At 70.5% G+C, this 25,433-nt stretch carries 21 protein-coding genes; 14 read left to right on the top strand and 7 right to left on the bottom strand.

Features of this window, described 5'->3' with window-relative positions; genetic code table 11:
* The first annotated feature begins 41 nt into the window (after positions 1–41).
* From ACGFY9_RS37500 to ACGFY9_RS37450, 11 genes are all read left to right on the top strand, one after another.
* Entirely contained in the window at positions 42–1,700 is a 1,659-nt protein-coding gene (locus ACGFY9_RS37500) for a hypothetical protein (RefSeq protein WP_393761814.1), read from the top strand.
* Between the two features lie 297 nt (positions 1,701–1,997).
* On the top strand, positions 1,998–2,348 hold the full coding sequence (locus ACGFY9_RS37495) for a hypothetical protein (RefSeq protein ID WP_158713371.1): 351 nt from the start codon (positions 1,998–2,000) through the stop codon (positions 2,346–2,348).
* 204 nt (positions 2,349–2,552) lie between these two features.
* Positions 2,553–3,557 carry a phosphate ABC transporter permease subunit PstC gene (gene pstC, locus ACGFY9_RS37490; RefSeq protein ID WP_393761812.1) on the top strand — a complete coding sequence of 335 codons (1,005 nt, stop codon included), beginning with the start codon at positions 2,553–2,555 and terminating at the stop codon, positions 3,555–3,557.
* Between the two features lie 55 nt (positions 3,558–3,612).
* Positions 3,613–4,875 (top strand): phosphate ABC transporter permease PstA, encoded by a 1,263-nt coding sequence (gene pstA / locus ACGFY9_RS37485; RefSeq protein WP_393761810.1) that lies wholly within the window; start codon positions 3,613–3,615, stop codon positions 4,873–4,875.
* A complete protein-coding gene (pstS, locus tag ACGFY9_RS37480; RefSeq protein ID WP_393761808.1) occupies positions 4,872–6,569 on the top strand; it encodes a phosphate ABC transporter substrate-binding protein PstS in 1,698 nt (565 codons plus the stop codon). The genes pstA and pstS overlap by 4 nt, the downstream gene beginning before the upstream one ends.
* Positions 6,569–9,034 (top strand): hypothetical protein, encoded by a 2,466-nt coding sequence (locus ACGFY9_RS37475; RefSeq protein WP_393761806.1) that lies wholly within the window; start codon positions 6,569–6,571, stop codon positions 9,032–9,034. The genes pstS and ACGFY9_RS37475 overlap by 1 nt, the downstream gene beginning before the upstream one ends.
* Before the next feature lie 261 nt (positions 9,035–9,295).
* Positions 9,296–10,273 (top strand): substrate-binding domain-containing protein, encoded by a 978-nt coding sequence (locus tag ACGFY9_RS37470; protein ID WP_393761804.1) that lies wholly within the window; start codon positions 9,296–9,298, stop codon positions 10,271–10,273.
* Positions 10,274–10,372: 99 nt separating this feature from the next.
* Positions 10,373–12,049 (top strand): hypothetical protein, encoded by a 1,677-nt coding sequence (locus ACGFY9_RS37465; RefSeq protein ID WP_393761802.1) that lies wholly within the window; start codon positions 10,373–10,375, stop codon positions 12,047–12,049.
* A 154-nt stretch (positions 12,050–12,203) separates the two neighbouring features.
* The gene (locus ACGFY9_RS37460) at positions 12,204–13,166 is read left to right on the top strand and encodes a sortase (RefSeq protein WP_393761800.1); all 963 of its coding nucleotides are present in this window, start codon (positions 12,204–12,206) and stop codon (positions 13,164–13,166) included.
* 36 nt (positions 13,167–13,202) lie between these two features.
* Positions 13,203–14,072, top strand: a complete 870-nt coding sequence (locus ACGFY9_RS37455; protein ID WP_393761798.1) for a phosphate ABC transporter ATP-binding protein — start codon at positions 13,203–13,205, stop codon at positions 14,070–14,072.
* Entirely contained in the window at positions 14,069–14,806 is a 738-nt protein-coding gene (locus ACGFY9_RS37450; protein ID WP_393761796.1) for a hypothetical protein, read from the top strand. Before ACGFY9_RS37455 ends, ACGFY9_RS37450 begins: the two co-directional genes overlap by 4 nt.
* A gap of 220 nt (positions 14,807–15,026) precedes the next feature.
* Here the strand turns inward: ACGFY9_RS37450 and ACGFY9_RS37445 are convergent, their stop codons facing one another.
* From ACGFY9_RS37445 to ACGFY9_RS37435, 3 genes are all read right to left on the bottom strand, one after another.
* Positions 15,027–16,667, bottom strand: coding sequence for a phospho-sugar mutase (locus ACGFY9_RS37445; protein ID WP_393761794.1), 1,641 nt, complete (start codon positions 16,665–16,667; stop codon positions 15,027–15,029).
* A 235-nt stretch (positions 16,668–16,902) separates the two neighbouring features.
* The gene (locus ACGFY9_RS37440; RefSeq protein ID WP_033280227.1) at positions 16,903–17,727 is read right to left on the bottom strand and encodes a purine-nucleoside phosphorylase; all 825 of its coding nucleotides are present in this window, start codon (positions 17,725–17,727) and stop codon (positions 16,903–16,905) included.
* 140 nt (positions 17,728–17,867) lie between these two features.
* Positions 17,868–18,305, bottom strand: a complete 438-nt coding sequence (locus ACGFY9_RS37435; protein WP_019055782.1) for a gamma-glutamylcyclotransferase — start codon at positions 18,303–18,305, stop codon at positions 17,868–17,870.
* Between the two features lie 142 nt (positions 18,306–18,447).
* Here ACGFY9_RS37435 and ACGFY9_RS37430 point away from each other — a divergent pair, with 142 nt between their 5' ends.
* Both ACGFY9_RS37430 and ACGFY9_RS37425 read left to right on the top strand, forming a co-directional pair.
* Positions 18,448–19,896, top strand: a complete 1,449-nt coding sequence (locus tag ACGFY9_RS37430) for an NAD(P)H-quinone dehydrogenase (protein ID WP_318018421.1) — start codon at positions 18,448–18,450, stop codon at positions 19,894–19,896.
* A gap of 164 nt (positions 19,897–20,060) precedes the next feature.
* Positions 20,061–21,026, top strand: a complete 966-nt coding sequence (locus ACGFY9_RS37425) for a DeoR/GlpR family DNA-binding transcription regulator (protein WP_393761791.1) — start codon at positions 20,061–20,063, stop codon at positions 21,024–21,026.
* 151 nt (positions 21,027–21,177) lie between these two features.
* Here the strand turns inward: ACGFY9_RS37425 and ACGFY9_RS37420 are convergent, their stop codons facing one another.
* Positions 21,178–21,753: a TetR/AcrR family transcriptional regulator gene (locus ACGFY9_RS37420; RefSeq protein WP_393761789.1), complete on the bottom strand. Its 576-nt coding sequence runs from the start codon at positions 21,751–21,753 to the stop codon at positions 21,178–21,180.
* 116 nt (positions 21,754–21,869) lie between these two features.
* A complete protein-coding gene (locus ACGFY9_RS37415; RefSeq protein WP_393761787.1) occupies positions 21,870–23,642 on the bottom strand; it encodes an acetyl/propionyl/methylcrotonyl-CoA carboxylase subunit alpha in 1,773 nt (590 codons plus the stop codon).
* 389 nt (positions 23,643–24,031) lie between these two features.
* On the opposite strand from ACGFY9_RS37415, the gene ACGFY9_RS37410 reads away from it, so the two are divergent.
* A complete protein-coding gene (locus ACGFY9_RS37410) occupies positions 24,032–24,508 on the top strand; it encodes a hypothetical protein (protein ID WP_393761785.1) in 477 nt (158 codons plus the stop codon).
* Here ACGFY9_RS37410 and ACGFY9_RS37405 read toward each other — a convergent pair whose 3' ends face one another.
* Together ACGFY9_RS37405 and mmpB are read right to left on the bottom strand one after the other, a co-directional pair.
* Complete coding sequence (locus tag ACGFY9_RS37405) at positions 24,509–25,129, bottom strand: Maf family protein (RefSeq protein WP_393761783.1); 621 nt, start codon at positions 25,127–25,129, stop codon at positions 24,509–24,511. It abuts the gene before it with no gap.
* A gap of 37 nt (positions 25,130–25,166) precedes the next feature.
* Complete coding sequence (mmpB, locus tag ACGFY9_RS37400; protein ID WP_393761781.1) at positions 25,167–25,298, bottom strand: morphogenic membrane protein MmpB; 132 nt, start codon at positions 25,296–25,298, stop codon at positions 25,167–25,169.
* Between the last annotated feature and the right edge of the window lie 135 nt (positions 25,299–25,433).

The following is a 25,433-nucleotide window of genomic DNA, read 5'->3' as shown; positions in this document are numbered from 1 at the left end:
CTCGCACCCACACCTCCCCACCCCTACCTCTCTGGGATGTCATGACCACGAACGTCCGGGAGTCGTCGCCGCTGCCCGCTACCGCGATACCCGAGGGGTGCGTGGACTGGAGCGGGGAGCACACGCGCGTGTGGGCCGGTGCGGTGGTCCCGCGATGGGTGCCGGTCCGGCCGCGCCACTGGGCTGTCGAGCTGGCCGTCTGGTGCGCCGTGCCGGCCGCCTTCGGTCTGCTGGCGACGACCGATCTGCCCCCGGACCTGGTCGCGCTGCTGCCGCTCCAGGTCGTCTGGTGGCTGTGGCGTCCCGAGGCCGTACGGTTCTCCGCCCCCGCGCTGATCGTGCTGGTGGCGGTGCGGGGGACCGCGCTGCCGTGGCCGGTCCCGGTGTGCGCCGCCCTGCTGGTCCTGGCCTCCGTGACGGCCACCGAGCTACGGGCACGCGCGCGTGCACGCCAGCGGCACAGCGCCCTGGCCGCGACCGACGGGGTCACGGCCGTACCGCCGGACGCGGACGGGCCGGTGCGGCGGGGCGGGCTCTTCTTCAAGTTCGGGGCCGGTATGGCCGTACCCGGTGTCGTCCTGCTCGCCACCTCCGGCCTGTGGCACGCGGCGGACGACCGCCGACTGGCCGTCGCGGAGGGCCTGTTCACGCTGGGCCTGGCACTCACCCTGCTCCTCTCCGGCGCCCTTGGCCGACGCCGGGCGGTCACCCTGCGCGCGGCACCCGCACCCGTCCTGCGCGTCCTCGTCGGCAAGGACGAGCACGAGGACGCCGTGATCTACGCGACGGACGACACGGAGGCGCTACGGCCGCTGTTCACGATCGCGACGAGGGCGGTGGGCGACGACGAGGGGGAGGGGGACGGGGACGACAAGGACGACGAGGCGGCGCGGGAGGAACTGGAGGAACTCCTCGACGCGCACCCGCCCCGTGATCCCGCCCCCCTACGGGAAGCCGTCCTGTACGGCACCCCTTACGACGGCGCCGAGATCCTGCTGTTCACCGCGCCGGAGAAGCCCGGTGAACCGCCCGTGACGCAATGGTCCACCGGGCCCGTACGACCGTTGCCCGAGGGCGACGCGCGGCGGCGGCTCGCCCGGGAGGAGCGGGCGGCGGTGCGGGCGGCGCGGGACGAGGAACTCGCCGCGACCGTGCGGGCGGGGACCACCGTGGTGCCGGTACGGCGCTGGCGGGCGGGGCCGGTGGACTGGCTGGCGAGCTTCCTGACGATGCTGTGGTGCGCGGGGTACTTCCTGTTGGGGGTCGACGACAGCCTCTGGTTTCAAGGGCTGCTCCTCCTCACCGGCCTGCTGTGTGCCGTCCGCGTCCCCGTGAAACTCCGCTGGCGCGTCACCGCCGACCGCACCGGCATCTGGCTGAACCGGCTGCGCGCCCCGCGCCACGTTCCCTGGGACGACCTCCGCTCGGTCCGTCGGGAGTCCTTCGAACTGCAACTGAGGGTGCGCGACGGCGACGACTGGTCGGTGGCCGCGCCCCGCTGGCCCTGGCTGCAACGCAGACGCCAACTCGTCCACCCCTACGACGCGTTGGCCGCCGAACTCGCCGCGATGATCGCCGACCCCGCGCTGCGCCCCACCGGCGAGAGCGAGGAGAAGGAGCGCGGGCGGCCGCTGTGGCCGTTCGCCGTGGGTCTCGGTATCGCCTGGATCGCGGTGCTCGTCACGCGCTGGCTGTCCTGACCGCTGTGCGGGGCGGTGCCCCCATGCCGACGCTTCCGTCCGCTTATTGGCAACGTTGTCCAGACCGCGAGGTGAGCGCTTTCCCTGTGCCTGTCCTAGGGGTTACCTAGGGGATACTTCGACATGAAGCGTGGGCCCGGGCGTCACGTTTGTCTCGTCGCGTTCATCTCCGCCTCAGTAGATTGCTGATGCCGTCCATAGCGCCGTACCTGCGGGTTTTACTCATCAATGGGCGGCAGGGGTGGGGACATGGAGCGGTCCGATGAGGCGGCAAGACCTGCCGTCGCGGTGATGGGCATGAGATGTCAGATCGACATCGACGGCCGGGGCGGGTTCGGCTGGCGGCTGGTCGCCCCCAACGGTCGGGCGGTGGCGGTGTCGCTGACCTCGCACGACAGTCATGCGCGATGTCGTACGGCCTTCGTGCGGCTGTGCGCGCGCCATGCCGAGATGGGCGGTGGCATCCAGCACAGCACCGAGGGCGGCGGCTGGGTGTGGGTGGTGTGGGAGACGTCCGGGCGGCATCTGGCCGGCGCGGCGCGGACGTACGAGCGGCATGCCACATGCCGTGCCGCGTACGACCGTTTCCGCGCGATGCTGCCCGAACTGGTGGGTGCGGGGCCTGAGTTATTCGGGGACAGTAGCTGACGTTCGGTCAACTTGCCTACTCCGTAGGTGAGTTCATCAACTGATACTGCCCATCGGCGAGTTGTCCATGGTGCGGGCGGGGTCGGCGCAACGGTTGTTGCCCCCAGGGAACCTCTCGTTCACACCTCGGGGTGAGCAAGTCAATCGTGGGCCCGGAGCGTCGGGGCCGTGCCTGTGCCGAGACGAACCAGACAGCCGCAGCCCGTGACCGCTCTCGCGGCCGGGCCCGACGACGACGTGCCGAGACGCCTGTACGCCGACCCGGGTCTGCCCGACCGGGTCTTCCGCGCGGTGCTGCGCTCCGGCGGCACCTTCGTGCTGGGCGTCATGCTGCTCGTGGGCGGCTTCCTGCTCTACCGGGCGTGGCTGGCGCTGGACAAGGCCGGCTGGTCCTTCCTCACCACCGCTCAATGGGCGCCGGACCAGGGGAACTTCGGGATCGCGGCCGTGCTCGTCGGGACCGTGCTGATCGCGATCGTCGCCGTCTCCGTGGCCGTACCGCTGGCCACCGGCGCGGCGCTGTACATCTCGGAGTACGCGCCGCCCCGGCTGCGGCAGACCCTGATCAGCGTCGTCGACCTGATGGCCGCCGTGCCGTCCGTGGTCTACGGCCTGTGGGGCGTGTTCTTCCTCCAGGACAAGGTGCTGCCCGTCGCCCGCTGGATCTCCACCTACTTCGGCTGGATCCCGGTCTTCGACGTGCGGGGCGCCGACCCGGCCGACCCGCTGGCGCCCGAGAGTCTGTACACGTCCTCGACGTTCATCGCGGGACTCGTCGTCGGCATGATGATCGCGCCGATCGTCTGCTCGATCATGCGCGAGGTCTTCTCCCAGGCCCCCGCCGGTGAGCGCGAGGGCGCCTACGCGCTCGGGGCGACCCGCTGGGGCATGATCCGCAGCGTCGTGCTGCCCTTCGGGCGCGGCGGGATGATCGGCGGCACCATGCTCGGGCTCGGCCGGGCGCTCGGCGAGACCATCGCCATCTTCATGATCATCTCGGTGACCTTCGACATCCAGTGGCACGTCCTGCAGTCCGGGACCAGCTCGATCGCCTCGCTGATCGCGCTGCACTACGGCGAGGCCAGCGAGTTCGGCATGTCCGCCCTGATGGCGGCCGGCTTCGCGCTGTTCCTCATGACGCTGATCGTCAACTTCGCCGCCTCCTCCATCGTCGCCCGCTCGCGCTCGGGCGCGACGAGCGACGCCTGATAACGGCCCTCGTCCGTTTCACCGCCCTCGGTACGCCACACAGGAATGAGCGACCATGACCGTTGCCCCTGAAGCGCCCGGCGCGCGTCAGGCGACCGGCCGCCCGCGCACCACGCTGCCGGGCCCCGCGCGCGGCACCGAGCCGGGCGGGGAGCGCCGCCGCACCCTGACCCGGCTGCGCGCCACCGACACGTACGCCGTGGTCGGCGCCGCCGCCTCCGCGCTGTCGCTGACCTGGCTGCTGTTCGCCTGGGTGCTCCCCTTCAACGGCGCGGTCGGCTTCGTCGTCCTGGCCTACGGCCTCTTCCTGCTGATCTACGCCCTGCTGGTCTCCTTCGACGAGGACGGGCCCGCCATCGTCGACCGGATCGCCGCGGCGGTCGTCCGGTCGATGGGCGTGCTGCTGGTGGTGATCCTCGCGTTCGTCGTCGTATACGCGCTCGTCGAGGGCCGCAAGGCGCTGGTGCACCTGAACTTCTTCACCCAGGACATGCACCTGGCCGGCCCGCTGGAGCCGCTCAGTGTGGGCGGCGCGCTGCACGCGGCGGCCGGCACCCTCATCATGATCACCATCGCGCTGCTGATCACCGTGCCGGCCGGACTGGTCTGCGCGGTGTTCCTCACCGAAGTACCCGGCGGCTACGCCCGGTTCGTGCGCACCATCGTCGAGGCGATGACCGCGCTGCCGTCGATCGTCGCCGGCCTGTTCATCTACGCCACCGTGATCCTGGGCCTCGGCCTGAGCCAGTCCGGGCTCGCCGCCGGTCTCGCCCTCTCGGTGATGATGCTGCCGATCATCATCCGGGCCGCCGACGTCGTCATCCGGCTGGTGCCCGGCACCCTGCGCGAGGCCAGTTACGCGATGGGGACCAGCCGTTGGCGCACGGTGTGGCACGTCGTCCTGCCGACCTGCCGCTCGGGCCTGACCACCGCCGTGATCCTCGGCACCGCGCGCGGCATCGGCGAGACCTCACCGGTGCTGCTGACCGCGGGCTACACCAACGACCTCAACCTCAATCCGCTGCACGACCCGATGGTCTCCCTGCCGCTCGTCACCTTCGAGTACGTCAAGTCGCCCGAGCCGAACATGATTTCGCGCGGTTTCGGTACGGCGGCCCTGCTGATGACGCTGGTGCTGCTGCTGTTCGTCGCCGCGCGCATCGTCGGAGGGCGCGGACCGGGCCAGTTGAGCCGCCGTCAGGAACACCGGCGCGTCCTCGCGTCGCGACGTGACGCGCGTCGCTTCGACAGTCGCGCGGCCGTCTTCGCTTCCACCCCGAGCCCCAACGCCCTTACCGAAAACGGGAGTTCGTCGTGAAACCCGCCACTCGTCTCCGTCTGGCGGCCACCGTGCTGTCACTGCTGTGCGCCGTGCTCGCCGCCCAACCGCCGTCCGCCGCTGCCGCCTCCTACGCGAAGATCACCGGCTCCGGTTCGACCTGGAGCTCCAACGCGGTCCAGCAGTGGGTCCGCAACGTCAAGGCCAACTACGGCATGACGGTGAACTTCTCGGCCAACGGCTCCTCGCAGGGCCGCCAGCAGTTCAAGAACAACACCGTCGACTTCGCGGTCTCCGAGATCCCCTACGGCCTCAAGGAGCAGGGCGTCACCGAGGTGCCGCCGAGCCGCGGCTACGCCTACATGCCGATCGTGGCCGGCGGTACGGCGTTCATGTACAACCTCAAGATCAACGGCAAGATGGTCACCAATCTGCGGCTGTCCGGGGACGTACTCACCAAGATCTTCACCGGGAAGATCACCCGCTGGAACGACCCCGCGATCTCCGCCGACAACCCGGGCCTGACCATGCCGGCCCGCGCGATCGTCCCGGTCGTCCGCTCCGACGGCTCGGGCACCAGCGCGCAGTTCACCACCTGGATGTCCAAGGAGTACCCCGCCCTGTGGAGCGACTACTGCTCCCGCACCGGGCGCGGCAGCGGCAACTGCGGCATGACCTCGTTCTATCCGCTGCTGAGCGGCTCCACGATGGTCTCCAAGTCCGGCTCGCTCGGTGTCTCCGGCCATGTCCGCCAGCCCTCCGGCGAGGGCGCGATCACCTACGTCGAGTACTCCTACGCGAAGAACACCGGCTTCCCGGTGGCCAAGGTGCTCAACAAGGACAACTACTACGTCGAGCCGACCGCAGCAAGCGTCGCGGTGGCGCTGACCAAGGCCGAGATCAACGAGAACAAGCAGTCCTCGAACTACCTCACCCAGATCCTGGACAACGTCTACACGAACCCGGACGCCCGCACCTACCCGCTCTCCAGCTACAGCTACATGATCCTGCCGACGAAGGTGGAGGCGGGCTTCACCACGGCCAAGGGCAACTCCCTCGGCACGTTCGCCCGTTACTTCCTGTGCGACGGACAGCAGCAGGCGGACGACCTGGGCTACTCGCCGCTGCCGAAGAACCTCGTCGAGGCGGGCTTCGAGCAGATCCGCAGGGTCCCGGGCGCCCCCACGAGCACCATCAACATCAACGACTGCCGCAACCCCACCTTCTCCGGTGGCGTCAACACCCTGACCAAGAACGCCCCTTACCCCAAGTCCTGCGACAAGAAGGGGTCGACGCAGTGCACCACCGGCACGGCCGGCGCGGCCGGCACCGACACCCCGGTGAAGCCCGCAGCAAACGGCGGTAGCACATCGGGCGGCTCCAACTCGTCGACCGGCGGCTCCACTTCGGGCGGTTCCTCCGCCTCGGGCGGCACCGCAGGCACCGACACCAACGGCGACGGAAAGCCCGACAGCACCGCGAGCGCCGCGGCCGGCGGCACCTCCGGGGCGTCCATCGACCCCGACACCGGCGAGGTGGTCAGCGGCGACGGGACCGGCACCGGCGACACGTCCGTCGTGGCCAACCCGGTCGCCCTCGCCTCCGACAACGCCCTCGGGATGCGCGGCGCCCTGATGGCCCTGTCGGCCGTACTGCTCGTCGCGGTGGTCGTCGGACCGCCGCTCACCGCGCGGATGCTGGCCGCCCGCTCGCGCCGCAAGAGGGAGTTCTGATGAGACGGCTGACGGTACGGACGGTGCCCGGAAGGCGGCGGGTGACCGCTGGCGTGGGCTGTCTGCTGTCCGCCCTGGTGCTGGCGGTGCTGCCGCTGCCCCACGGAGCGGACCGGGCGCAGGCGGCGACCACCGAGGCATCGGCGGTGACCAAGAGCGGGACGAAGGGGCCGTACGACGACTTCTCCAACCTCAAGGTCACGGTGCATCAGACGAAGGACCTGACCGGGCAGGGCGTGCGGGTGACGTGGACGGGCGGGGCGCCGTCCGACAACTCGTACTCCAACTTCCTTTCGGTCATGCAGTGTTGGGGCGACGAGGCGTCCGGGCCGGACCGTACCCAGTGCGAGTACGGACTGGCGTCCGGCGCACAGGCGGGGAACGGCCGGTTCGTGTATCAGGGCGGCACCTCGGTCGGTGACCCGCTGGAGACCGGGTCCTCGACCCCGGTCGACAGGAACGGCACCCACTACGCGCCGTTCCGGCCGGTCGAGGGGCAGGGCGACCCGACCACGAGCGGGACGGACATCACGTACTTCAACGACGGGGACACCAACGCCGTCGCGTTCCTGCCGAACGACGGAGACGGCGGCGGCGACATGTCGTTCGAGCTGAAGTCGGCCGTGGAACAACCCGCCCTGGGCTGCGGCGCCCGCACCACGTCGGCCGGCACGATCCAGCCCTGCTGGCTGGTGGTGGTGCCCCGCGGTACCCACAACGCCAACGGGAGTCCGTACAAGTCGGGCGACGCGGTCTCCTCCTCGCTGAGCCAGTCGAACTGGGATCAGCGCATAGCGTTCCGGCTCGGGTTCGCGCCGGTCACGGACAGCTGCGACCCGAGCAAGCCCGAGCGCGGAATCATGGGCTCCGAACTGGCCACCGACGCCGTCACGTCCTGGCAGAGCGCGCTGTGCCGGACCGGAACCTACCGGTTCAACTACACCCAGTCCGGCGAGCAGCAGGCCCGGGACGCCGTGACCTCGGGTGACACGCTGGCGGGGCTCGCCATGACGGTGGATCCCGTCGAACCGGTCGACGGGGGACCCCAGGTGGTGCACGCGCCCGTCGCGGTCACCGGGCTGACGATCGGCTTCGTCTGGATGTACGACGTCACGGGCGGCACCGTGCCGCTGACGGAGCTCAAGCTCAACCAGAGGCTGCTGGCCAAGGTGCTCACGCAGTCCTATCCCCTCAGCCTGATCAAGCCGGGCGACAAGGTGCCCGACTACCTCGCCGCCAACCCGGATTCCCTCGTCAAGGACCCGGAATTCCTCAAGCTCAATCCGGGTCTCGCGGGCCAGGCGGCCGCCAACACCCCCTTGGGTCTGGCCGTCGCCGTGGACAACACCGACTCCGCCAACCTGGTGTGGAAATACATTCTGGCGGACACCGATGCGAAGGAATTCATCGCGGGGAAGGCCGATCCCTGGGGAATGAAGGTGAACCCCGCGTACGAGAACGGGGTGCTCTCGGATTCCCTGGATTTCTTCCCCAAGACGGACCTCGCGCCCACCACCACCCAGTGCGGGGGAGGCTACCCCGATTTCACGTACACCGGCCTCGACGTGGTCCCGTACATGAACGACATGCACGACGCGGCGCTGAAAATACGCCGTGGCTCCATCGGCACCGCGTACAACTGCGACTTCACCACGCTCCCCACGAAGCCGGCGGCGATCGATCGCCCGATCCCCACGCAACAGCGCCAGTTCGGCCTGGTCGACAACGCGTCCGCGGTGCGTTACCTGCTGGGCGCCGCCGCCCTGCCGAACGCCGACGGACAGTACGTCAAGCCCACCAACGACTCCCTGCTCAAGGCGGTCGCCGAGATGCCCGACTCCGACGTGGCCGGAGTCAAGGCGCCCGCCCCCGGCAGCATGAGGGACGGCGCCTATCCGCTGACCGCCGTGGTCTACGCGGCGGCCTCCCTAGACCAGGCCAAGGACGCCCGCCTCGACTACGCCAGGGTGATGCGCTACGCGGCCGGCGACGGCCAGACCCAGGGCACCGTGAAGGGCCAACTGCCCTACGGATACGCCCCGTTGCCCGCGGCGATGCGCACGCGGGCGCAGCAGGCGGCGGCCCGGCTGGAGAAGGGCGTGCCGGACGCCGACGAGTCCGCCGGCGGCACGTCCGGGGGGAGCGGTGACCTGAGCGGCACCGGCAGCGGCGGCTCGGTGTCCGGCGGCGTGGACGGCGGCACCGGCGGCGCCACCGGTACCGGCGCCACCGGCACGTCGGGCGCCACCGCCGACGCCTCGGACACCGCCAGGCCCTCCACCGCCCCGACGGAGACCGACCCGGCCAAGCAGAACGTGGCCCAGTCCGGCGGCTACACCCCCTCGGACGTGCTCGGGATCGTCCGCTGGGTGCTGCTCGGCGTCCTCGTCGCCGGCGGAGCGGCAGCCCTCGCGGGCCCGGTCATGGTGCGCCTCTCCATGCGCCGCCGGGCGGCCGGCGGCTGAGTTTCCCGGGTGTCCGGATTCCCGGGACGCATTCACGTCCCGGGAAATCCGCACACCGTCAAGTGAATTCCCTTGGAGTCGATTAGGAAATGGAGTCGTAACCTGATGACCGGCTGGAATTAGTGGTCCCGGGGCGCGATTCTACGGAATTGTTCTGCGTGGCCGGCCGACGGGTCGGCGGCGAAAGAGATCCGGATTCTGCCTGTACGTCTTCCGCTTGTACGTCCTTTGCTCGATCCGTTTCCACGGAGGAGAACTCAAGTGAACGTCAAGACCCGCCTGCGTATCGGTGCCGGTGTCGGTGCGGTTGCCCTGGGCCTCGGAGCCCTGGCCGCCCCCGCCTACGCCGACCCCGGCTCGGCCACCGACTACCGTCAGCTCGCCGGTGTCGGCTCCGACACCACCCAGGACGTCGTGAACGCCCTGGGCGACGCGATCACGAACAGCAGCGGCAAGGTCATCGCCTCGTGGAACGCCACCGGCACGACCCCGATCACGACCAAGGCGACCGGCAGCTGCACGATCCCGCGCCCCGACGGCTCCGGCGCCGGAATCACGGCCCTGAACACCGCCCTGGACGGCTCCACCGGCTGTGTGGACTTCGCCCGTTCCTCGCGCGGCCCGAACAACACCACCACCACGGACCTGACGTTCATCCCGTACGCCAAGGACGCGGTGTCCTGGGTCAAGCAGGACGGCAGCGCGCTGCCCGACAACCTGACGACCGCCCAGCTCAAGGCGATCTACGAGTGCACCCTGACCACGCTCAACGGTGTCACGCTGACCCCGATCCTGCCGCAGTCGGCCTCCGGCACCCGCGCCTTCTTCCTCAGCTCCATCGGTGTGACGGCCCCCGGCTCCTGCGTCACCTCGGACTCCACGATCCAGGAGAACGACGGCTCGGCCGTCGACAGCGCCGGTGACATCTTCCCGTACTCGGTGGCCCAGTACACCGCCCAGGAGACCCTCGTCGTCGACGACCGCCGCGGCTCCGCCGTGCTGGGCTCCGTCAACGGCGCGGCCGCGCGCAACGACGACCTCACGCTGAACCTGGGCTTCCCCTACCTGCGGAACGTCTACAACGTCGTCCCGACCGCCAAGCTGTCGGACTCCCTGATCGCGGCCACCTTCGTGGGCACCGGCTCCGCGGTCTGCCAGAACACCTCCACCATCACCGACTACGGCTTCGGCGGCCTCGGCAGCGACTGCGGCAGCACGACCCTCAAGGGCGAGAGCTGATCACCGTCCAGTAGCCGCGCAACGGCCGGGCACCCCCGTGGGTGCCCGGCCCTGTCGGCGTATTCATCCACGACCCGAACCCCGTGGGGGGACCACCACATGACTCACCGTCTCGCACAACTCAGATCACCCGTGGCGCTGTTGAGCTGCTGCGCGTTGCTGTTCGCCGCCCTGGCCGGGGTCCTCGCCTTCTCGGGTCGGGCACAAGCGGCCACGACACTGGGCAAGTTCACGGTCGCACCGGCCACCGGCAGCATCTCGGACAACCCCATGACCACCTCGGTCACGTCGAGCGCGGGGTGCCCGAACACCACCCAGGTCACGGCCGTCCTCAAGGTGTACAAGCCGACCGACTCCGCCGTGCAGACCAACCTCGCCCAGAGCGTCACCAAGCCCCCGCTCGGCACGGCCCCGTTCACCGTGGACATGAAGGCGCTCGCCGGGACCACCGCGAAGAGCCTGGAGCAGGCGCTGCGCCAGTGGATCCCCGACGGATCCCTCGACGGCACCTACACCCTGGGCCTGGGCTGCGGCGGCGGCACCACCGCCGACGGCTTCCTCGCCAAGGTCCGTGTCACGGGCACCAGTTGGGCCCTGCTCGAACAGCAGCCCACGTCCCTCGCCCTGACCGCGGCCTCCGGCGTCCCTGTCGGCGGCGACCTCAAGCTCACCGCCACGGTGGCCCCCGCCGCGGCCGGCTCCGTCGAGTTCAAGAACGGCGACACGTCACTCGGCACGTCGGCGGTCGCGGACGGCAAGGCCGAACTCACCGTCAAGGCACCGGCGATCGGCGGCCTCACGACGTACAGCGCCGTGTTCACCCCCACCGACCTCGACGCCTACGCCGGCTCCGAGGCCACCGTCACCCCGACCATCGACTACGCCATCTCCGCCAAGGACGCCGACGGAAAGGCCCTCGCCGCCGATCCCACGCTGTCCATCGGCCAGAAGGTGAAGGTCACCGTCCAGGGCTTCACACCCGGGGCCATCGTGGGCGTGACCCTCACCGGTTCCAACGCGACCTACCCCGACGTGACCGCGAGCGCCGACGGCGCCGTCACGGACTACGCGTTCACCGTGCCCGACGCCCTGCCCAACGGCGACCACGGCCTCCACTTCACCGAGAAGTCGGGCGTGTTCGGGTCCTTCGACTTCGTCAGCACCGACGCGGCCACCTCCAGCCCCAGCCCCAGCGACAACCCCGACCTCACCGTGACCGACGAGGACGGCACCGACCTCGGCACCGACCCGGCGCTCGAACCCGGCCAGAAGGTGAAGATCACCGCCCGCGGCTACACCGCGAGCGCCGCGGTCAAGGTCACCCTCGCCGACAGCGACGCGACCTTCGCGGACGCCAAGGCCAACTCCGCCGGGACCGTGGACAGTTACGCGTTCACCGTGCCGAGCGACATCGCCGACGGCGACCACACGCTGACGCTCGCCGAGGACAAGACCGACGGGCACAGCGTGGCCTTCGCGTTCACGACCGGCAGTGACGACTCCAGCGAGTCGCCCTCGCCCAGCGCGTCCGACTCGGCCTCCGGCGGCACGGACACCGGCGGCTCCACGAGCGGCGGTTCGGACACGGGCGGCACCACCGGCGGCGACAGCGGCACCGGCACGGGGACCGGCTCCATGGCGGCCACCGGCACCGAAGTCGGCGCGATCGGCCTGGCCTCGCTCGCGTTCCTCGCCGCGGGTTCGGCGCTCGTCCTGCACATGCGCCGCAAGGGTCTGCTGACCTTCGGCGGCGGCGACACCCCGCAACACCGCTGACCGCCCGGGCGGTCCGGGGGCGCACGCCGACGCACCCCCGGACCCGCCCACCGGCCGTACGAGAGACGCAGCACCAGAGACGCAGCACGACAGGCGCCGTACGAGAGACGCCGTACGAAGGAAACCGTCCCGCTCGCTTCGAGGAGCGCACCCCGTGACCACGCTCGCCCCGCCCACGGCCGACGCGTCGGTGCCGGCCGACGGCCCGCCCGACCCGCCACCACCCCCGCCGACCACACAGCCGCGGCAGGAGACCCCGCGGCCCCCGGCCCGCCCCGGGCTCGCACTCGCCGGGGCGGCCCTGTGCGTCCTGGCCGCCGTGCTCCTCGGCTTCGCCGCGAACCTCACGGTCGTCGGCCACCTCCAGCACGCCAGGAACCAGCAGACCGCGTATGACGAATTGCGCAAGGAACTCGCCCTGGGCACCGCCCCCGTGGGCCAACGCGACTACGAGGGAAGGATGTTGAAGCCGGGCGAGCCCGTCGCCCTGCTGCGCATCCCCGCCCTCGGCATCAAGGAGGTCGTCGCCGAGGGCACGACCTCCGAGGTGCTGATGTCGGGCCCGGGCCACCGCCGGGACACCCCGCTGCCCGGCCAGGCCGGCACCGCCGTGATCATGGGCCGCCAGTGGGGCTACGGCAGCCCCTTCCTGGAGCTGCACAACCTGCCCGTCGGCGCCGGCATCGAGCTGACCACCGGCCAGGCCAAGGCCGTCTACCAGGTCACCGGCATCCGCCGCGCGGGCGACCCGCTGCCCGCCCCCATCGGCCAGGGACAGGGCCGGCTCACCCTGATCACCGCCACCGGAGGCCCGTACACACCGAGCGGTGTGCTGCGGGTGGACGCCCAGCTGATCACCCCCGTGCAGGCCAACCCGCCGCGCGACCTGCGGGCCGGCTGGATCTCCGCGTCCGAGGAGGCGCTGGGCGGCGACGACAGCGCCTGGCTCCGCGTCTTCCTGTGGTCCCAGGGCCTGTTGCTCGCCGCCCTGCTCGCGGTGGTCGCCCACCGGGTCTGGGGCCGCTGGCAGACCTGGATCTGCGCCGGCCCCCTGCTGCTCGCCCTGGGCCTCTCCGACTCCGGGGCCATCGTCTCCCTGCTGCCCAACCTGCTCTGAACCACCCGACCCCGTACGGGAGTTGACCTCACCACCATGTCCACCGACATCACCGGGAACGCCCCCTCGGCCGCGCGCCCCGACCTCACCGACACACTCCTCCAGCCACCGCTCGCCATCACCGGTCAGGGCCCCGCGAGCCTGCGCGCCGACTCCGTCTCCGCCTGGTTCGCCGACCACAAGGTCCTCGACCGGGTCTCGCTCACCATGCCCGCCCGCGAGGTCACCGCACTCATCGGCCCCTCCGGCTGCGGCAAGTCGACCTTCCTGCGCATCCTCAACCGCATGCACGAACTGATCGGCTCCGCCTCCCTGGCCGGCCGCGTCCTCCTCGACGACGAGGACATCTACGACCGCGGCCGCCGCATCACCCACGCCCGCCGCCAGATCGGCATGGTCTTCCAGAAGCCGAACCCCTTCCCCGCCATGTCGATCTACGACAACGTCCTCGCCGGCCTCAAGCTCAACGCCATCAAGGCCACCCGCGACGGCAAGGACGGCCTGGTCGAGGAGTGCCTGATCAAGGCGGGCCTGTGGAAGGAGGTCAAGGACCGCCTCCGCCAGCCCGGCGGCGCCCTCTCCGGCGGGCAGCAGCAACGCCTGTGCATCGCACGGTCGTTGGCGGTACGACCCCGGGTCCTCCTGATGGACGAACCCTGCTCGGCACTCGACCCGACCTCCACCCGGCGCATCGAGGAGACCATCGCCGAGCTCAAGTCCGAGGTGACCATCGTCATCGTCACCCACAACATGCAGCAGGCCGCTCGCGTCTCGGACAGCTGCGCCTTCTTCCTCGCTTCGCAGAACACCCCGGGCGTGATCGTCGAGCACGGCGACACCCAGGCGATGTTCAACTCGCCTCAGGACGAACGGACTTCGGACTACGTGAACGGACGGTTCGGATGACGGCACGGCCGGGTGCGGTGGTCCGGGTGGCCGGCGGTGTCGCCGTGACGCTCCTGCTCGTCGCCGGCTGCGGGGGCGGGGCAGGGGCCACCGACAGGGCGGCCGGCCCGACGGCCGCCCCGGCCGCCCCGGCCGCTTCAGTACTACCCTCGCCGTCCGCGCCGCCACGGTCCGTCGCCCCGACGACCCCCTCGGCCACTCCGCGCCCCCGCACACCGGCATCGGTCCCGGCCGTCCCGTCCCCGTCCGCCTCCGACGCCCGGGTACCCGGCCCGGACCTCTCCCGGAAGGTTCCGTCCGCCGCTCCCCGCCGCACGCCCACGCGGTCCGCCGCGTCCGGCACCGACACGGCGACGACCGGGCGTCCCACGTCCACGACGATCCGGATCGGCAGCTGGTCCTCGACCGTGGTCCGGGGCGACCAGGCGGAGGTCGACGCCTGCCGGCACGCCGTGCAGTGGACGGGCCCCGCGATCGGCACCGAGGACGGCTACGAGCTGCGAACCGTGGTGATCGTGGGCCACGACTACTGCGGCTTCGACCGGTTCGCCACGCTGCCCGTCGGCACCAGGGTCAACATCAGTACCCCGCGCGGGACTTGGACCTACCGGGTCTACGCCCACTACGTCACCCCGGGCCGGGGCGTCCCGGCGGCAGGCCTCTACTGGGGCGACCTCACCCTCCAGTCCTGCGTGGGACCGGACACGGGGTTCAGTTACCTGATGCGTGACTGAACCCCGTGCGCGGCTCGTGCGCGGACGCGGCCCGCCCGGTTAGGGGGCAGGCGGGGCGCAGACCGGCGGATGTCTCCAAGGGGGGGTGAGGAGCACATCCGTTTAGCTGTTCCAGCATGGAACGGATGCGGCGGGAGAGGGCGGCCGGGGAGCATGCGACAGCCCAACTCCCGGTGAATCAGCGGGAGCTGGGCTGAAGTGACGGTGGCTCGGATGCCGCTCAGATACCGGCCGAGGCCGACAGGTCCCGCTTGATCGTCGCGAGGGTCTCGGCGGCCCGCGCCCGGGCCGCCGGGAGGTCGGCGTGCGCGGCGACGGGCACCACGACCTCCAGGTAGCACTTCAGTTTGGGCTCGGTACCGCTCGGACGGACGATGACGCGGGCTCCGTCGAGCGTGTAGCGCAGCCCGTCCGTGGGCGGCAGCTTGTCCGTCCCCTCGGTCAGATCCTCGGCCTTGGTGACGGCCAACCCGGCGAGCGCGGTCGGGGGTTGCTCGCGCAGCCGCCGCATGGCATCCGCGATGACGGTCAAGTCCTCGACGCGCACGGAGAGTTGATAGGTGGCGTGCAGACCGTGCTCCACGGCGAGATCGTCGAGGAGGTCGAGCAGATCGCGCCCCTCGGCCTTCAACTCGGACGCCAGCTCGGTGATGAGCAGGGCGGCCGTGATGCCGTCCTTGTCGCGGACGCCGTCCGGGTCCACGCAGTAACCGAGGGCTTCCTCATAGCCGTAGCGGAGGCCCTCCACCCGGGCGATCCACTTGAAGCCGGTGAGGGTCTCCTCGTAGGGCAGACCCGCCTTCTCGGCGATACGGCCGAGGAGGGACGAGGAGACGATCGACTCGGCGAAGGTGCCCTGGGCGCCGCGACGGACGAGGTGGGCGGCGAGGAGCGAACCGACCTCGTCGCCGCGGAGCATCCGCCAGTCCCCGTCCGCTTTCACGGCCACGGCGCAACGGTCGGCGTCGGGGTCGTTGGCGATGATCAGGTCGGGGTCCGTGGCGCGGGCCTGCGCGAAGGCGAGGTCCATCGCGCCGGGCTCCTCCGGGTTGGGGAACGCGACGGTCGGGAAGTCCGGGTCGGGCTCGGCCTGTTCGGCGACGAGCACGGGCTCGGGGAAACCGGCCCGCGCGAACGCGGCCAGCAGCACGTCCTTGCCCACGCCGTGCATCGCCGTGTAGACGGTGCGGGCGGTACGGGGGGAGCCGGGGGCGAGGACGGCGTCCGTGCGGGCGAGATAGGCGTCGAGGACGGAGTCGTCGAGTGTTTCCCACCCTTCCGTCGGCCGGGGCACGTCGTGCAGGGAGCCGATCGCCTCGATCTCGGCGGCGATCTCCGCGTCGGCCGGGGGCACGATCTGGGAGCCGTCGCCGAGGTAGACCTTGTAGCCGTTGTCCCGGGGCGGGTTGTGGCTGGCGGTGACCTCCACGCCCGCGATCGCGCCCAAGTGCCGTATGGCGAAGGCGAGTACGGGGGTGGGGAGGGGGCGGGGCAGTACGGCCGCCTTGAGTCCCGCGCCGACCATCACGGCGGCGGTGTCGCGGGCGAAGTCGGCCGACTTGTGGCGGGCGTCGTAGCCGATGACGACGGTTCCGGTCCCGTCGGTGTGCCCGTTCGCCTTCAGGTACGCGGCGAGTCCGGCGGCGGCCCGGATGACGACCGCGCGGTTCATCCGCATGGGCCCGGCGCCGAGTTCGCCTCGCAGCCCGGCGGTCCCGAACTGAAGCGTCCCGCGGAAGCGCTCCGCGAGCTCCGTGACGTCCCCGGCGTCGATGAGCTTGGCGAGCTCGTCGCGCGTGTCCGCGTCGGGGTCCTCGGCGAGCCAGGTCCTGGCCCGCGCGATGAGTTCGTCGTCGTGCACGTCGGGGCAACCTCTCGTGGGTGGGTGGTGCGTCAGCTTCTTGGCTTGCTGCGTCGGCTTCCCGGCTCGCCGGGACGGTCTGTTGCGTCTGTTTCTCGGCTCACCGAGATGGTCTGTCGCGTCTGCATCCCGGTCCAGCGGGACGGTCTGTTGCCTCGCCTCTTCGATGCCCGAGACGGGTGGGTGGGTGGCAGACATCCGGGGGTCCAGGGGGCGGAGCCCCCTGGGACGGTGCCTACAGCCGGCCGAGCACCTGGGCCAGCAGTGACCCCATCTGCGTGGCGGAATCCCGGCCCGCCTGGAGTACTTCCTCGTGGTTGAGGGGCTCACCCGTCATACCCGCGGCGAGGTTCGTCACCAGGGAGATACCCAGCACCTCCGCACCCGCCTCGCGCGCGGCGATGGCCTCCAGCACGGTCGACATGCCCACCAGGTCCGCCCCGATCACCCGAGCCATGCGGATCTCCGCCGGAGTCTCGTAGTGCGGCCCGGGGAACTGGGCGTAGACCCCCTCCTCCAGCGCCGGGTCGATCTCCTTGCACAGGGCGCGCAGCCGAGGCGAGTACAGATCCGTGAGGTCGACGAAATTGGCGCCGACGATGGGGGACGTGGCGGTGAGGTTGATGTGGTCGCTGATCAGGACCGGCTGGCCGGGACGCATGCCTTCGCGCAGGCCACCGCAGCCGTTGGTCAGGACGATGGTCTTGCAGCCGGCGGCGACGGCGGTACGCACGCCGTGCGCGACGGCGGCGACCCCGCGGCCCTCGTAGTAGTGGGTACGTCCGAGGAAGACCAGCGCCCGCTTGTCACCGATGCCGTAGGAGCGGATGCGACCGCCGTGGCCCTCGACGGCCGGCGGCGGGAAACCGGGCAGCTCGGTGACGGGGAAGTCGGCCTCGGGTACGCCGAGCGCGTCGACGGCCGGTCCCCAGCCGGAGCCCATCACAAGGGCGACGTCGTGGGTCTCGGCGCCCGTCAGTTCGCGCAGGCGCGTGGCGGCGGCGTCAGCGGCGGCATGGGGGTCGCCCTGGATGTCGTCCGGAAGAAGAGATGCGTTCACGCGGATGAGCGTAGCTGGTCTGGGCCTACGCGCGTAGATGACAGAGCTCACGGGATTGCGATCGTTGTCTTGTCGTTTCCAACGAGACCTGTGACGGGCGTTATGTGTGGGAAGCCCTCAGCGGAATCGCGGGGGAATCCTCAGCAGGGCCGCTTCCGCAGCTCCATCACATAGTCGTGCGGGGCGCCTGCCGACTCGGCGGCGTCGGCGAGTTCGCCGAGGTAACGGGCGGACGGCAGCCCTCCCTCGTACCCGTTCAGCACGTACACCCAAGCGGGTTCCTCGCCCTCCAGGGTGTGCACCCGTACCCGCATCCGGCGGTAGACGTCGAGGCCGACGCCCTCCCACCGGTCCATGGAGTCCTCGTCGGGCGGCGCGATCTCGTACAGCGCGACGAAGACCTGGGAGCGCGGGGCCTCCACGATCGTCGCGAGCGCGCCCTCCCAGCCCATGTGCTCGCCGCCGAAGGTCAGCCGCCACCCGTTCAGCCAGCCCGTGGCGCGCAACGGCGAGTGCGGGGCGCGGCGGGTCATCAGCCGCGCGTCGAGATTGCCGGCGTACGCGGCGTAGAGCGACATGCTTCGAGAGTACGGCAGCGAAACCACCCGCCACTCCCGTAACCGTGGGTACTCCAGCCCACCGACAAGGGGACCCCCGGCCCCCCCCGCCGACACCACTCCCGTCGCCCCCGGGCGGAAGCACCTTGAAGCGTGCGGGACAATGGGGTACGTGACTCGGATCGTGATCATCGGTGGCGGACCCGGCGGCTATGAAGCGGCGCTGGTGGCAGCGCAGCTCGGCGCGGAGGTGACCGTCGTCGACTGCGACGGTCTGGGCGGGGCGTCGGTGCTGACCGACTGCGTCCCGTCGAAGACCCTTATCGCGACGGCCGAGGTGATGACCACCTTCGACTCGTCGTACGAGGAGCTGGGGATCATCGTCGCGGACGACACTCCACCCCTGGAGCAGGCCGCCCGGGTCGTCGGCGTGGACCTCGGCAAGGTCAACCGCCGTGTGAAGCGCCTCGCGCTGGCCCAGTCGCACGACATCACCGCGTCCGTGACCCGGGCCGGCGCCCGTGTCATGCGCGGCCGGGGCCGGCTCGACGGCATGCAGGCGATCGACGGTTCCCGCAAGGTCATCGTCAAGGCCGCCGACGGCACCGAGGAGACCCTCGTCGCCGACGCCGTCCTCATCGCGACCGGCGGCCACCCCCGTGAGCTGGACGACGCCCGCCCGGACGGCGAGCGCATCCTCAACTGGACCCAGGTCTACGACCTCACCGAACTCCCCGAAGAACTGATCGTGGTCGGCTCCGGTGTCACCGGCGCCGAGTTCGCCGGCGCCTACCAGGCCCTCGGCTCCAAGGTCACCCTCGTCTCCTCCCGCGACCGGGTCCTGCCCGGCGAGGACCCGGACGCCGCCGCCGTACTCGAAGACGTCTTCCGGCGCCGCGGCATGAACGTCATGGCCCGCTCCCGCGCCCAGTCCGCCAAGCGCGTCGGCGACAAGGTCGAGGTCACCCTCGCCGACGGCCGTGTCATCACCGGCTCGCACTGCCTCATGGCCGTCGGCGCCATCCCGAACTCCGAGGGCATGGGCCTGGAGGAGGCGGGCGTCAGGCTGCGCGACTCGGGCCACATCTGGACCGACAAGGTCTCCCGTACGACCGCTCCGGGCGTGTACGCCGCCGGTGACGTGACCGGGATCTTCGCGCTCGCCTCGGTGGCCGCGATGCAGGGCCGTATCGCGATGTACCACTTCCTGGGCGACGCGGTGGCCCCGCTGAATCTGAAGACGGTGTCGTCGAACGTCTTCACCGACCCGGAGATCGCCACGGTCGGCTACTCACAGGCCGACGTCGACGGCGGCAAGATCGACGCCCGCGTCGTCAAGCTCCCCCTGCTCCGCAACCCGCGCGCGAAGATGCAGGGGATCCGGGACGGCTTCGTCAAGATCTTCTGCCGCCCGGGCACCGGCATCATCGTCGGCGGTGTGGTCGTGGCGCCGCGCGCCTCGGAACTGATCCATCCGATCTCGATCGCCGTCGACAACAACCTGACGGTCGAACAGATCGCGAACGCCTTCACCGTCTACCCGTCTCTTTCGGGCTCGATCGCCGAGGTGGCCCGGCAGCTCCACACGCGGAAGGCGACGGGCGAAGTCTGAGCCGAAACGGACTCCCCGCTGGTCACGGGGAGTTGTCGACCATTCGGGCGGCATAGGCGGCGAGACTAGGCCCTATACCACTTCCTGTCCTGCTGTACGAACAACTTCCGTTATTCGGCGCAAACACCTGAAAGCAGACGGTCGTTGGGGTTACTGTCAGTTTCGTGTTCGCTGCAGAACGTCGCCAATTGATCCTCGAAATGGTGCGAGCGAATGGGGCCGTATCGCTCCGTGAGCTCGCCCGCGTCGTCCAGACCTCCGAAGTGACCGTACGGCGGGACGTGCGCGCACTGGAGGCAGAAGGACTCCTCGACCGCCGGCACGGCGGTGCGGTATTGCCGGGCGGGTTCACGCGAGAATCCGGCTTTCCGCAGAAATCGCATCTCGCGACCGCCGAGAAGACGGCCATCGCCGATCTCGCCGCCAGCTTCGTCGAAGAGGGCGAGGCCATCGTGGTGGGGGCGGGTACCACCACCCAGGAGCTGGCCCGCCGGCTCGCCCGGGTGCCCGGACTGACCGTGGTCACCAACTCCCTTCTGGTGGCCCAGGCGTTGGCCCATGCCAACCGCGTGGAGGTCGTCATGACCGGCGGCACCCTGCGCGGTTCCAACTACGCGCTGGTGGGCAGCGGGGCCGAACAGTCCCTCCAGGGCCTGCGCGTCTCCCGGGCCTTCCTCTCCGGGAGCGGCCTGACCGCCGAACGCGGCCTCTCCACGTCCAACATGCTGTCGGCGTCCGTCGACCGGGCCCTCGTCCAGGCGGCCGCCGAGGTCGTCGTCCTTGCCGACCACACCAAGCTCGGCACGGACACCATGTTCCAGACCGTGCCCACGGACGTCATCACCCGCCTCGTCACCGACGAGCCCCCGGGCCACGACGACCGCGCGGCCACGGAGTTGCAGGCGCTGGCCGACCAGGGGGTGCAGATCGCCGTGGCCGGCGCATCGGGAAGCCAGGGGGGTGAACAGACCCCGACGCGGGACCAGCGCCGCCGAGACGTACCCCTCCCGGCACCGCGACGGGGTCAAGTACCGGGCGGGGGACCGGGGTTGAGGGCAGCGGGTGTCCTCGGCGGGGAGTCACCTGAGCGGGAGCGTGCGGCTAGGGTGGCGGATCTGCGGAGGCGTTGATCGGTTCGATTTCGGCTTGCAGGCCGGTGGGGGCTGGTCGCGCAGTTCCCCGCGCCCCTTAAAAACGCGGGCTGGCCCATGTCTTTCAGGGGCGGCGCGGGGAACTGCGCGACCAGCCACGACGGCGCCGCACCCGAAAACCGAACCAGCGCTACGGCTTCAGTCCCCGCAACGTCAACGTCAGCAACCTGTCCGCCAGTTCAGGGTCCCCAGGATTTCCCTCAGCCGCCAACGCGATCGCATGGGTCAGCTGGAGAAGGTCCCCGATCTCGACATCCCCACGCACGTCACCGGCCTCCTGCGCCCGGAACAGCAACGCACCCCCCGCCTCCCGGATCGGATCGCTGCACCGGGCCAGCGCGGACGTCCCGTCATGGGCGACCGCCATCAACGCCCGGGAAAGCCCCCGGTACTCACTCGCGTGGGACACCATCTCCCGCAACCAGGTCACCAGAGCCACACACGGTTGCGGCGCGGCCAGCAACTCCCGGGAACGCGCGAGGAGTTCACTCACCGCGTCCTCGAACACCGCGCTCATCAGGGACTGCCGATTGGGGAAGTGCCGGTACAGCGTGCCGATACCGACACCCGCACGCCGCGCCACGTCCTCCAGGGACGCGTCCGTACCGTGCGCGGCGAAGCACACCCGGGCCTCGGCGAGCAGCCGCTCGTAGTTGCGGCGGGCATCGGCACGCAGCCCCGCCGGCGGCTTGGCTGTGTCGGCCATGGTTCCCACCTGCCCTCCTCGGCTCGTTTCCGTCAGCATGCCAGGCGTTCATTACAGAAGTGCCCGGCGGAGACAGGCTGTTCCTGTCCGCCGGGCACCTCTGGACGTGCGGTGGGTCAGTCCTTGATCTCGCAGATCGCGGCGCCGGAGGTGATGGACGCGCCGACTTCCGCGCCGAGTCCCTTGATGGTGCCGGACTTGTGCGCGTTCAGCGGCTGTTCCATCTTCATGGCTTCGAGTACGACGATGAGGTCGCCCTCCTTGACCTCCTGGCCCTCCTCGACCGCGACCTTGACGATCGTGCCCTGCATGGGCGAGGCGAGGGTGTCGCCGGAGGCGACGGGGCCGGACTTCTTGGCCGCGCGGCGCTTGGGCTTGGCGCCGGCGGCGAGACCGGTGCGGGCCAGGGACATGCCGAGCGAGACGGGGAGGGAGACCTCCAGGCGCTTGCCGCCGACCTCGACGACGATCGTCTCGCGGTCGGTGTCCTCGTCCGCCTCGGCGTCCGTGGGGGCCGCGAAGGGCTTGATGTCGTTGACGAACTCGGTCTCGATCCAGCGGGTGTGGACCGTGAACGGGTCCGCGGAGCCGGTGAGTTCGGGAGCGAACGCCGGGTCGGTGACGACCGCGCGGTGGAAGGGGATCGCGGTGGCCATGCCCTCGACGGTGAACTCGTCCAGCGCCCGCGCCGCGCGCTGGAGGGCCTGCTCGCGGGTCGCGCCGGTGACGATCAGCTTGGCCAGCAGCGAGTCCCACGCCGGGCCGATCACCGAGCCGGACTCGACACCGGCGTCCAGGCGGACACCCGGGCCGGACGGGGCCGCGAAGGTGGTGACGGTGCCGGGGGCGGGCAGGAAGCCGCGGCCCGGGTCCTCGCCGTTGATGCGGAACTCGAAGGAATGGCCGCGCAGTTCGGGGTCGCCGTAACCGAGTTCCTCGCCGTCGGCGATGCGGAACATCTCACGCACCAGGTCGATGCCGGCGACCTCCTCGGTGACCGGGTGTTCGACCTGGAGGCGGGTGTTGACCTCCAGGAAGGAGATCGTGCCGTCCTGGCCGACGAGGAACTCGACGGTCCCGGCGCCGACATAGCCGGCCTCCTTGAGGATCGCCTTGGAGGAGGCGTACAGCTCGGCGACCTGCGCCTCGGAGAGGAACGGCGCGGGCGCCTCCTCGACCAGCTTCTGGTGGCGGCGCTGCAGCGAGCAGTCACGGGTGGAGACGACGACCACGTTGCCGTGGGCGTCGGCCAGGCACTGGGTCTCCACGTGGCGGGGTTTGTCGAGGTAGCGCTCGACGAAGCACTCGCCGCGGCCGAAGGCGGCAACCGCCTCGCGCACCGCGGAGTCGTACAGCTCGGGGACCTCTTCGAGGGTGCGGGCCACCTTCAGACCGCGGCCGCCGCCGCCAAAGGCGGCCTTGATCGCGATGGGCAGGCCGTGCTGCTCGGCGAACGCGACGACCTCGTCCGAACCCGACACCGGGTCCGGCGTACCGGCCACCAGCGGGGCGCCGGCGCGCTGGGCGATGTGCCGGGCGGCGACCTTGTCACCGAGGTCCCGGATCGCCTGCGGCGGCGGGCCGATCCAGATCAGGCCCGCGTCGAGGACCGCCTGCGCGAACTCCGCGTTCTCGGACAGGAATCCGTAGCCGGGGTGGATGGCGTCGGCACCGGACTCGCGGGCCGCGGTCAGGACTTTGCCGATGTCCAGGTAGCTGCTTGCGGGTGTGTCACCGCCCAGGGCGAATGCCTCATCCGCGGCGCGGACATGCAGAGCGTCCCGGTCCGGGTCGGCGTATACGGCCACGCTCGCGATCCCGGCGTCCCGGCAGGCCCGGGCTACGCGGACAGCGATTTCGCCACGATTGGCGATGAGCACCTTGCGCACGATTGAGGCTCCCTCCTTGAAACAAGCCGAGTTTAGGGACTGCCGACACGGCGCATCGACCCGTCCCCAGTGGTGAGCTTGCCCACACGGAGCGTGATGCGAGGCTCGCTCGACCCGCGAAATCCCTTGTCGCACCTCGGTACGCAGGACTCCTCGTGGAAACCCTAGCTCTCCGGTGTGGGCAAGGTCTCTGTGAGAGCGTGCCGCGCGCCACGCCGTTTCTTTGTGGAGACCCTACGAATGGCCCAATGATTCTTTGCCCCCAACACAACCCTTGTCCCGCGGTTTACCCGTTAGTAGCGTTCGGGTTGTCTCGAACGTACTTGAGGTAACAAGGCTCTTGATCGAGCGGTAGTCGGAAGTGGGTGGGGCCGGTGGTGCGCAGGCCGGTGGCATGGATCTTGGCGCTCGTCCTCTTCGTGGAGGCGCTCGGAGTGGCCGCGCTGAACTGGTTTCTGGGGATCGTCGTCGACCGTCAGGACATGTCCCTGGCCGGCCTCGACCCGGACGCCATGTCCGTCTCCTCGAAGGTCGGCGGCATAGTCTTCGGCCTCTACTTCGCCCTGTGCGGAGTGGTCGCCCTGCTCGTCGCCCTGCGCGACCGGGCCCCGGCCGGCTTCGGCCGCATCCTGCTGATCAGCGTGGCCGTGGTGCACGGCCTGCTGGGCGCGTTCGCGTGGGGCCTGGTGGGCCCGGGAGCGTTCGTGACCATGGTGGTGGTGCTCGGCCTGGTTGTCCTGCTCCTGATGACGTACGACCGCCTTGAAGGACCGTCCGAGGGCGGTGCCGGGCAGAGCGTGGACAAGGGCGGCGAGAGCGAGGGCCCGGGGCCTATCGCGCCCCCGGCCGCTCCCAGCCCCTCCTGATCATCCCTCTCGGGGCGTCCACAACTCCGTGATGCCGACGCCCAGTTCGGCCAGCAGGCGGCGAACGAGCGGCAGGCTGATGCCGATCACGTTGCCGTGGTCGCCGTCGATGCCCTCGATGAACGGTGCGGAGCGGCCGTCGAGGGTGAACGCCCCGGCGACGTAAAGGGGTTCGCCCGAGGCGACGTACGCGGCGATCTCGGCGTCGGTCGGTTCGCCGAAGCGGACGACGGTGGACGCGGTCGCCGAGACGTACCGGCCGCTCGTCGTGTCGTAGACGCAGTGGCCGGTCTGGAGTGTCCCGGCCCGCCCGCGCATCGACTTCCAGCGGGCGGTGGCCTCCTCGGCGTCGGCGGGCTTGCCGAGGGCCTCGCCGTCCAGGTCGAGCACCGAGTCGCAGCCGATCACCAGGGCGCCCTTGACCTCGGGCTTCGCGGCGACGACGGAGGCCTTGGCCTCGGCGAGCGCGAGGGCGAGTTCGGCCGGGGTGGGGGCGCTGACGGCGTCCTCGTCGACCCCGCTGACGATCACCTCGGGGTCGAGTCCGGCCTGGCGCAGCAGGCCCAGCCGGGCGGGGGACTGGGAGGCGAGCACGAGTCGGCGGCGCGGCTGATCTGTCATGCATTCAGGGTATCGGCGCGAATTCGCCGCGCTCGCCTCAGCCGGAGAACCCGAGCACGATCATCGCCAGCACCATCGCCAGCGCCATGAGGATTCCGAGCCGCCGCAACATGACCTCCGTCTCCCGGAGGTCCTTGGGAGGCTTGTCATCGGGGTCGGACCACAACATGCTTCCGAGCTTGCGGCGGTTTGGGCCGGGGCGCCTGAGTACGGGTACTCAACTTCCCCGGCTTCCTTTCGATGCCTCCAAAAGGGTCCGCGGTTCCGTTAGGGTAATGGGACTGTGGTTCCTTTTGGAGAGGTG

Source organism: Streptomyces sp. NPDC048504 (assembly GCF_043200035.1).
GTDB lineage: Bacteria > Actinomycetota > Actinomycetes > Streptomycetales > Streptomycetaceae > Streptomyces.
Note: the sequence above shows the minus strand (reverse complement) of the source record. Positions and strands in the feature narration are given on the sequence as shown.

Coding starts and splice junctions, on each gene's coding strand:
- ACGFY9_RS37405 (WP_393761783.1), bottom strand. CDS start 25,129: ATGACAGATCAGCCGCGCCGCCGACTCGTGCTCGCCTCCCAGTCCCCC.
- ACGFY9_RS37495 (WP_158713371.1), top strand. CDS start 1,998: ATGAGATGTCAGATCGACATCGACGGCCGGGGCGGGTTCGGCTGGCGG.
- ACGFY9_RS37450 (WP_393761796.1), top strand. CDS start 14,069: ATGACGGCACGGCCGGGTGCGGTGGTCCGGGTGGCCGGCGGTGTCGCC.
- ACGFY9_RS37475 (WP_393761806.1), top strand. CDS start 6,569: ATGAGACGGCTGACGGTACGGACGGTGCCCGGAAGGCGGCGGGTGACC.
- ACGFY9_RS37430 (WP_318018421.1), top strand. CDS start 18,448: ATGGGGTACGTGACTCGGATCGTGATCATCGGTGGCGGACCCGGCGGC.
- mmpB (WP_393761781.1), bottom strand. CDS start 25,298: ATGTTGTGGTCCGACCCCGATGACAAGCCTCCCAAGGACCTCCGGGAG.
- ACGFY9_RS37420 (WP_393761789.1), bottom strand. CDS start 21,753: ATGGCCGACACAGCCAAGCCGCCGGCGGGGCTGCGTGCCGATGCCCGC.
- ACGFY9_RS37465 (WP_393761802.1), top strand. CDS start 10,373: ATGACTCACCGTCTCGCACAACTCAGATCACCCGTGGCGCTGTTGAGC.
- ACGFY9_RS37500 (WP_393761814.1), top strand. CDS start 42: ATGACCACGAACGTCCGGGAGTCGTCGCCGCTGCCCGCTACCGCGATA.
- ACGFY9_RS37435 (WP_019055782.1), bottom strand. CDS start 18,305: ATGTCGCTCTACGCCGCGTACGCCGGCAATCTCGACGCGCGGCTGATG.
- pstA (WP_393761810.1), top strand. CDS start 3,613: ATGACCGTTGCCCCTGAAGCGCCCGGCGCGCGTCAGGCGACCGGCCGC.
- ACGFY9_RS37455 (WP_393761798.1), top strand. CDS start 13,203: ATGTCCACCGACATCACCGGGAACGCCCCCTCGGCCGCGCGCCCCGAC.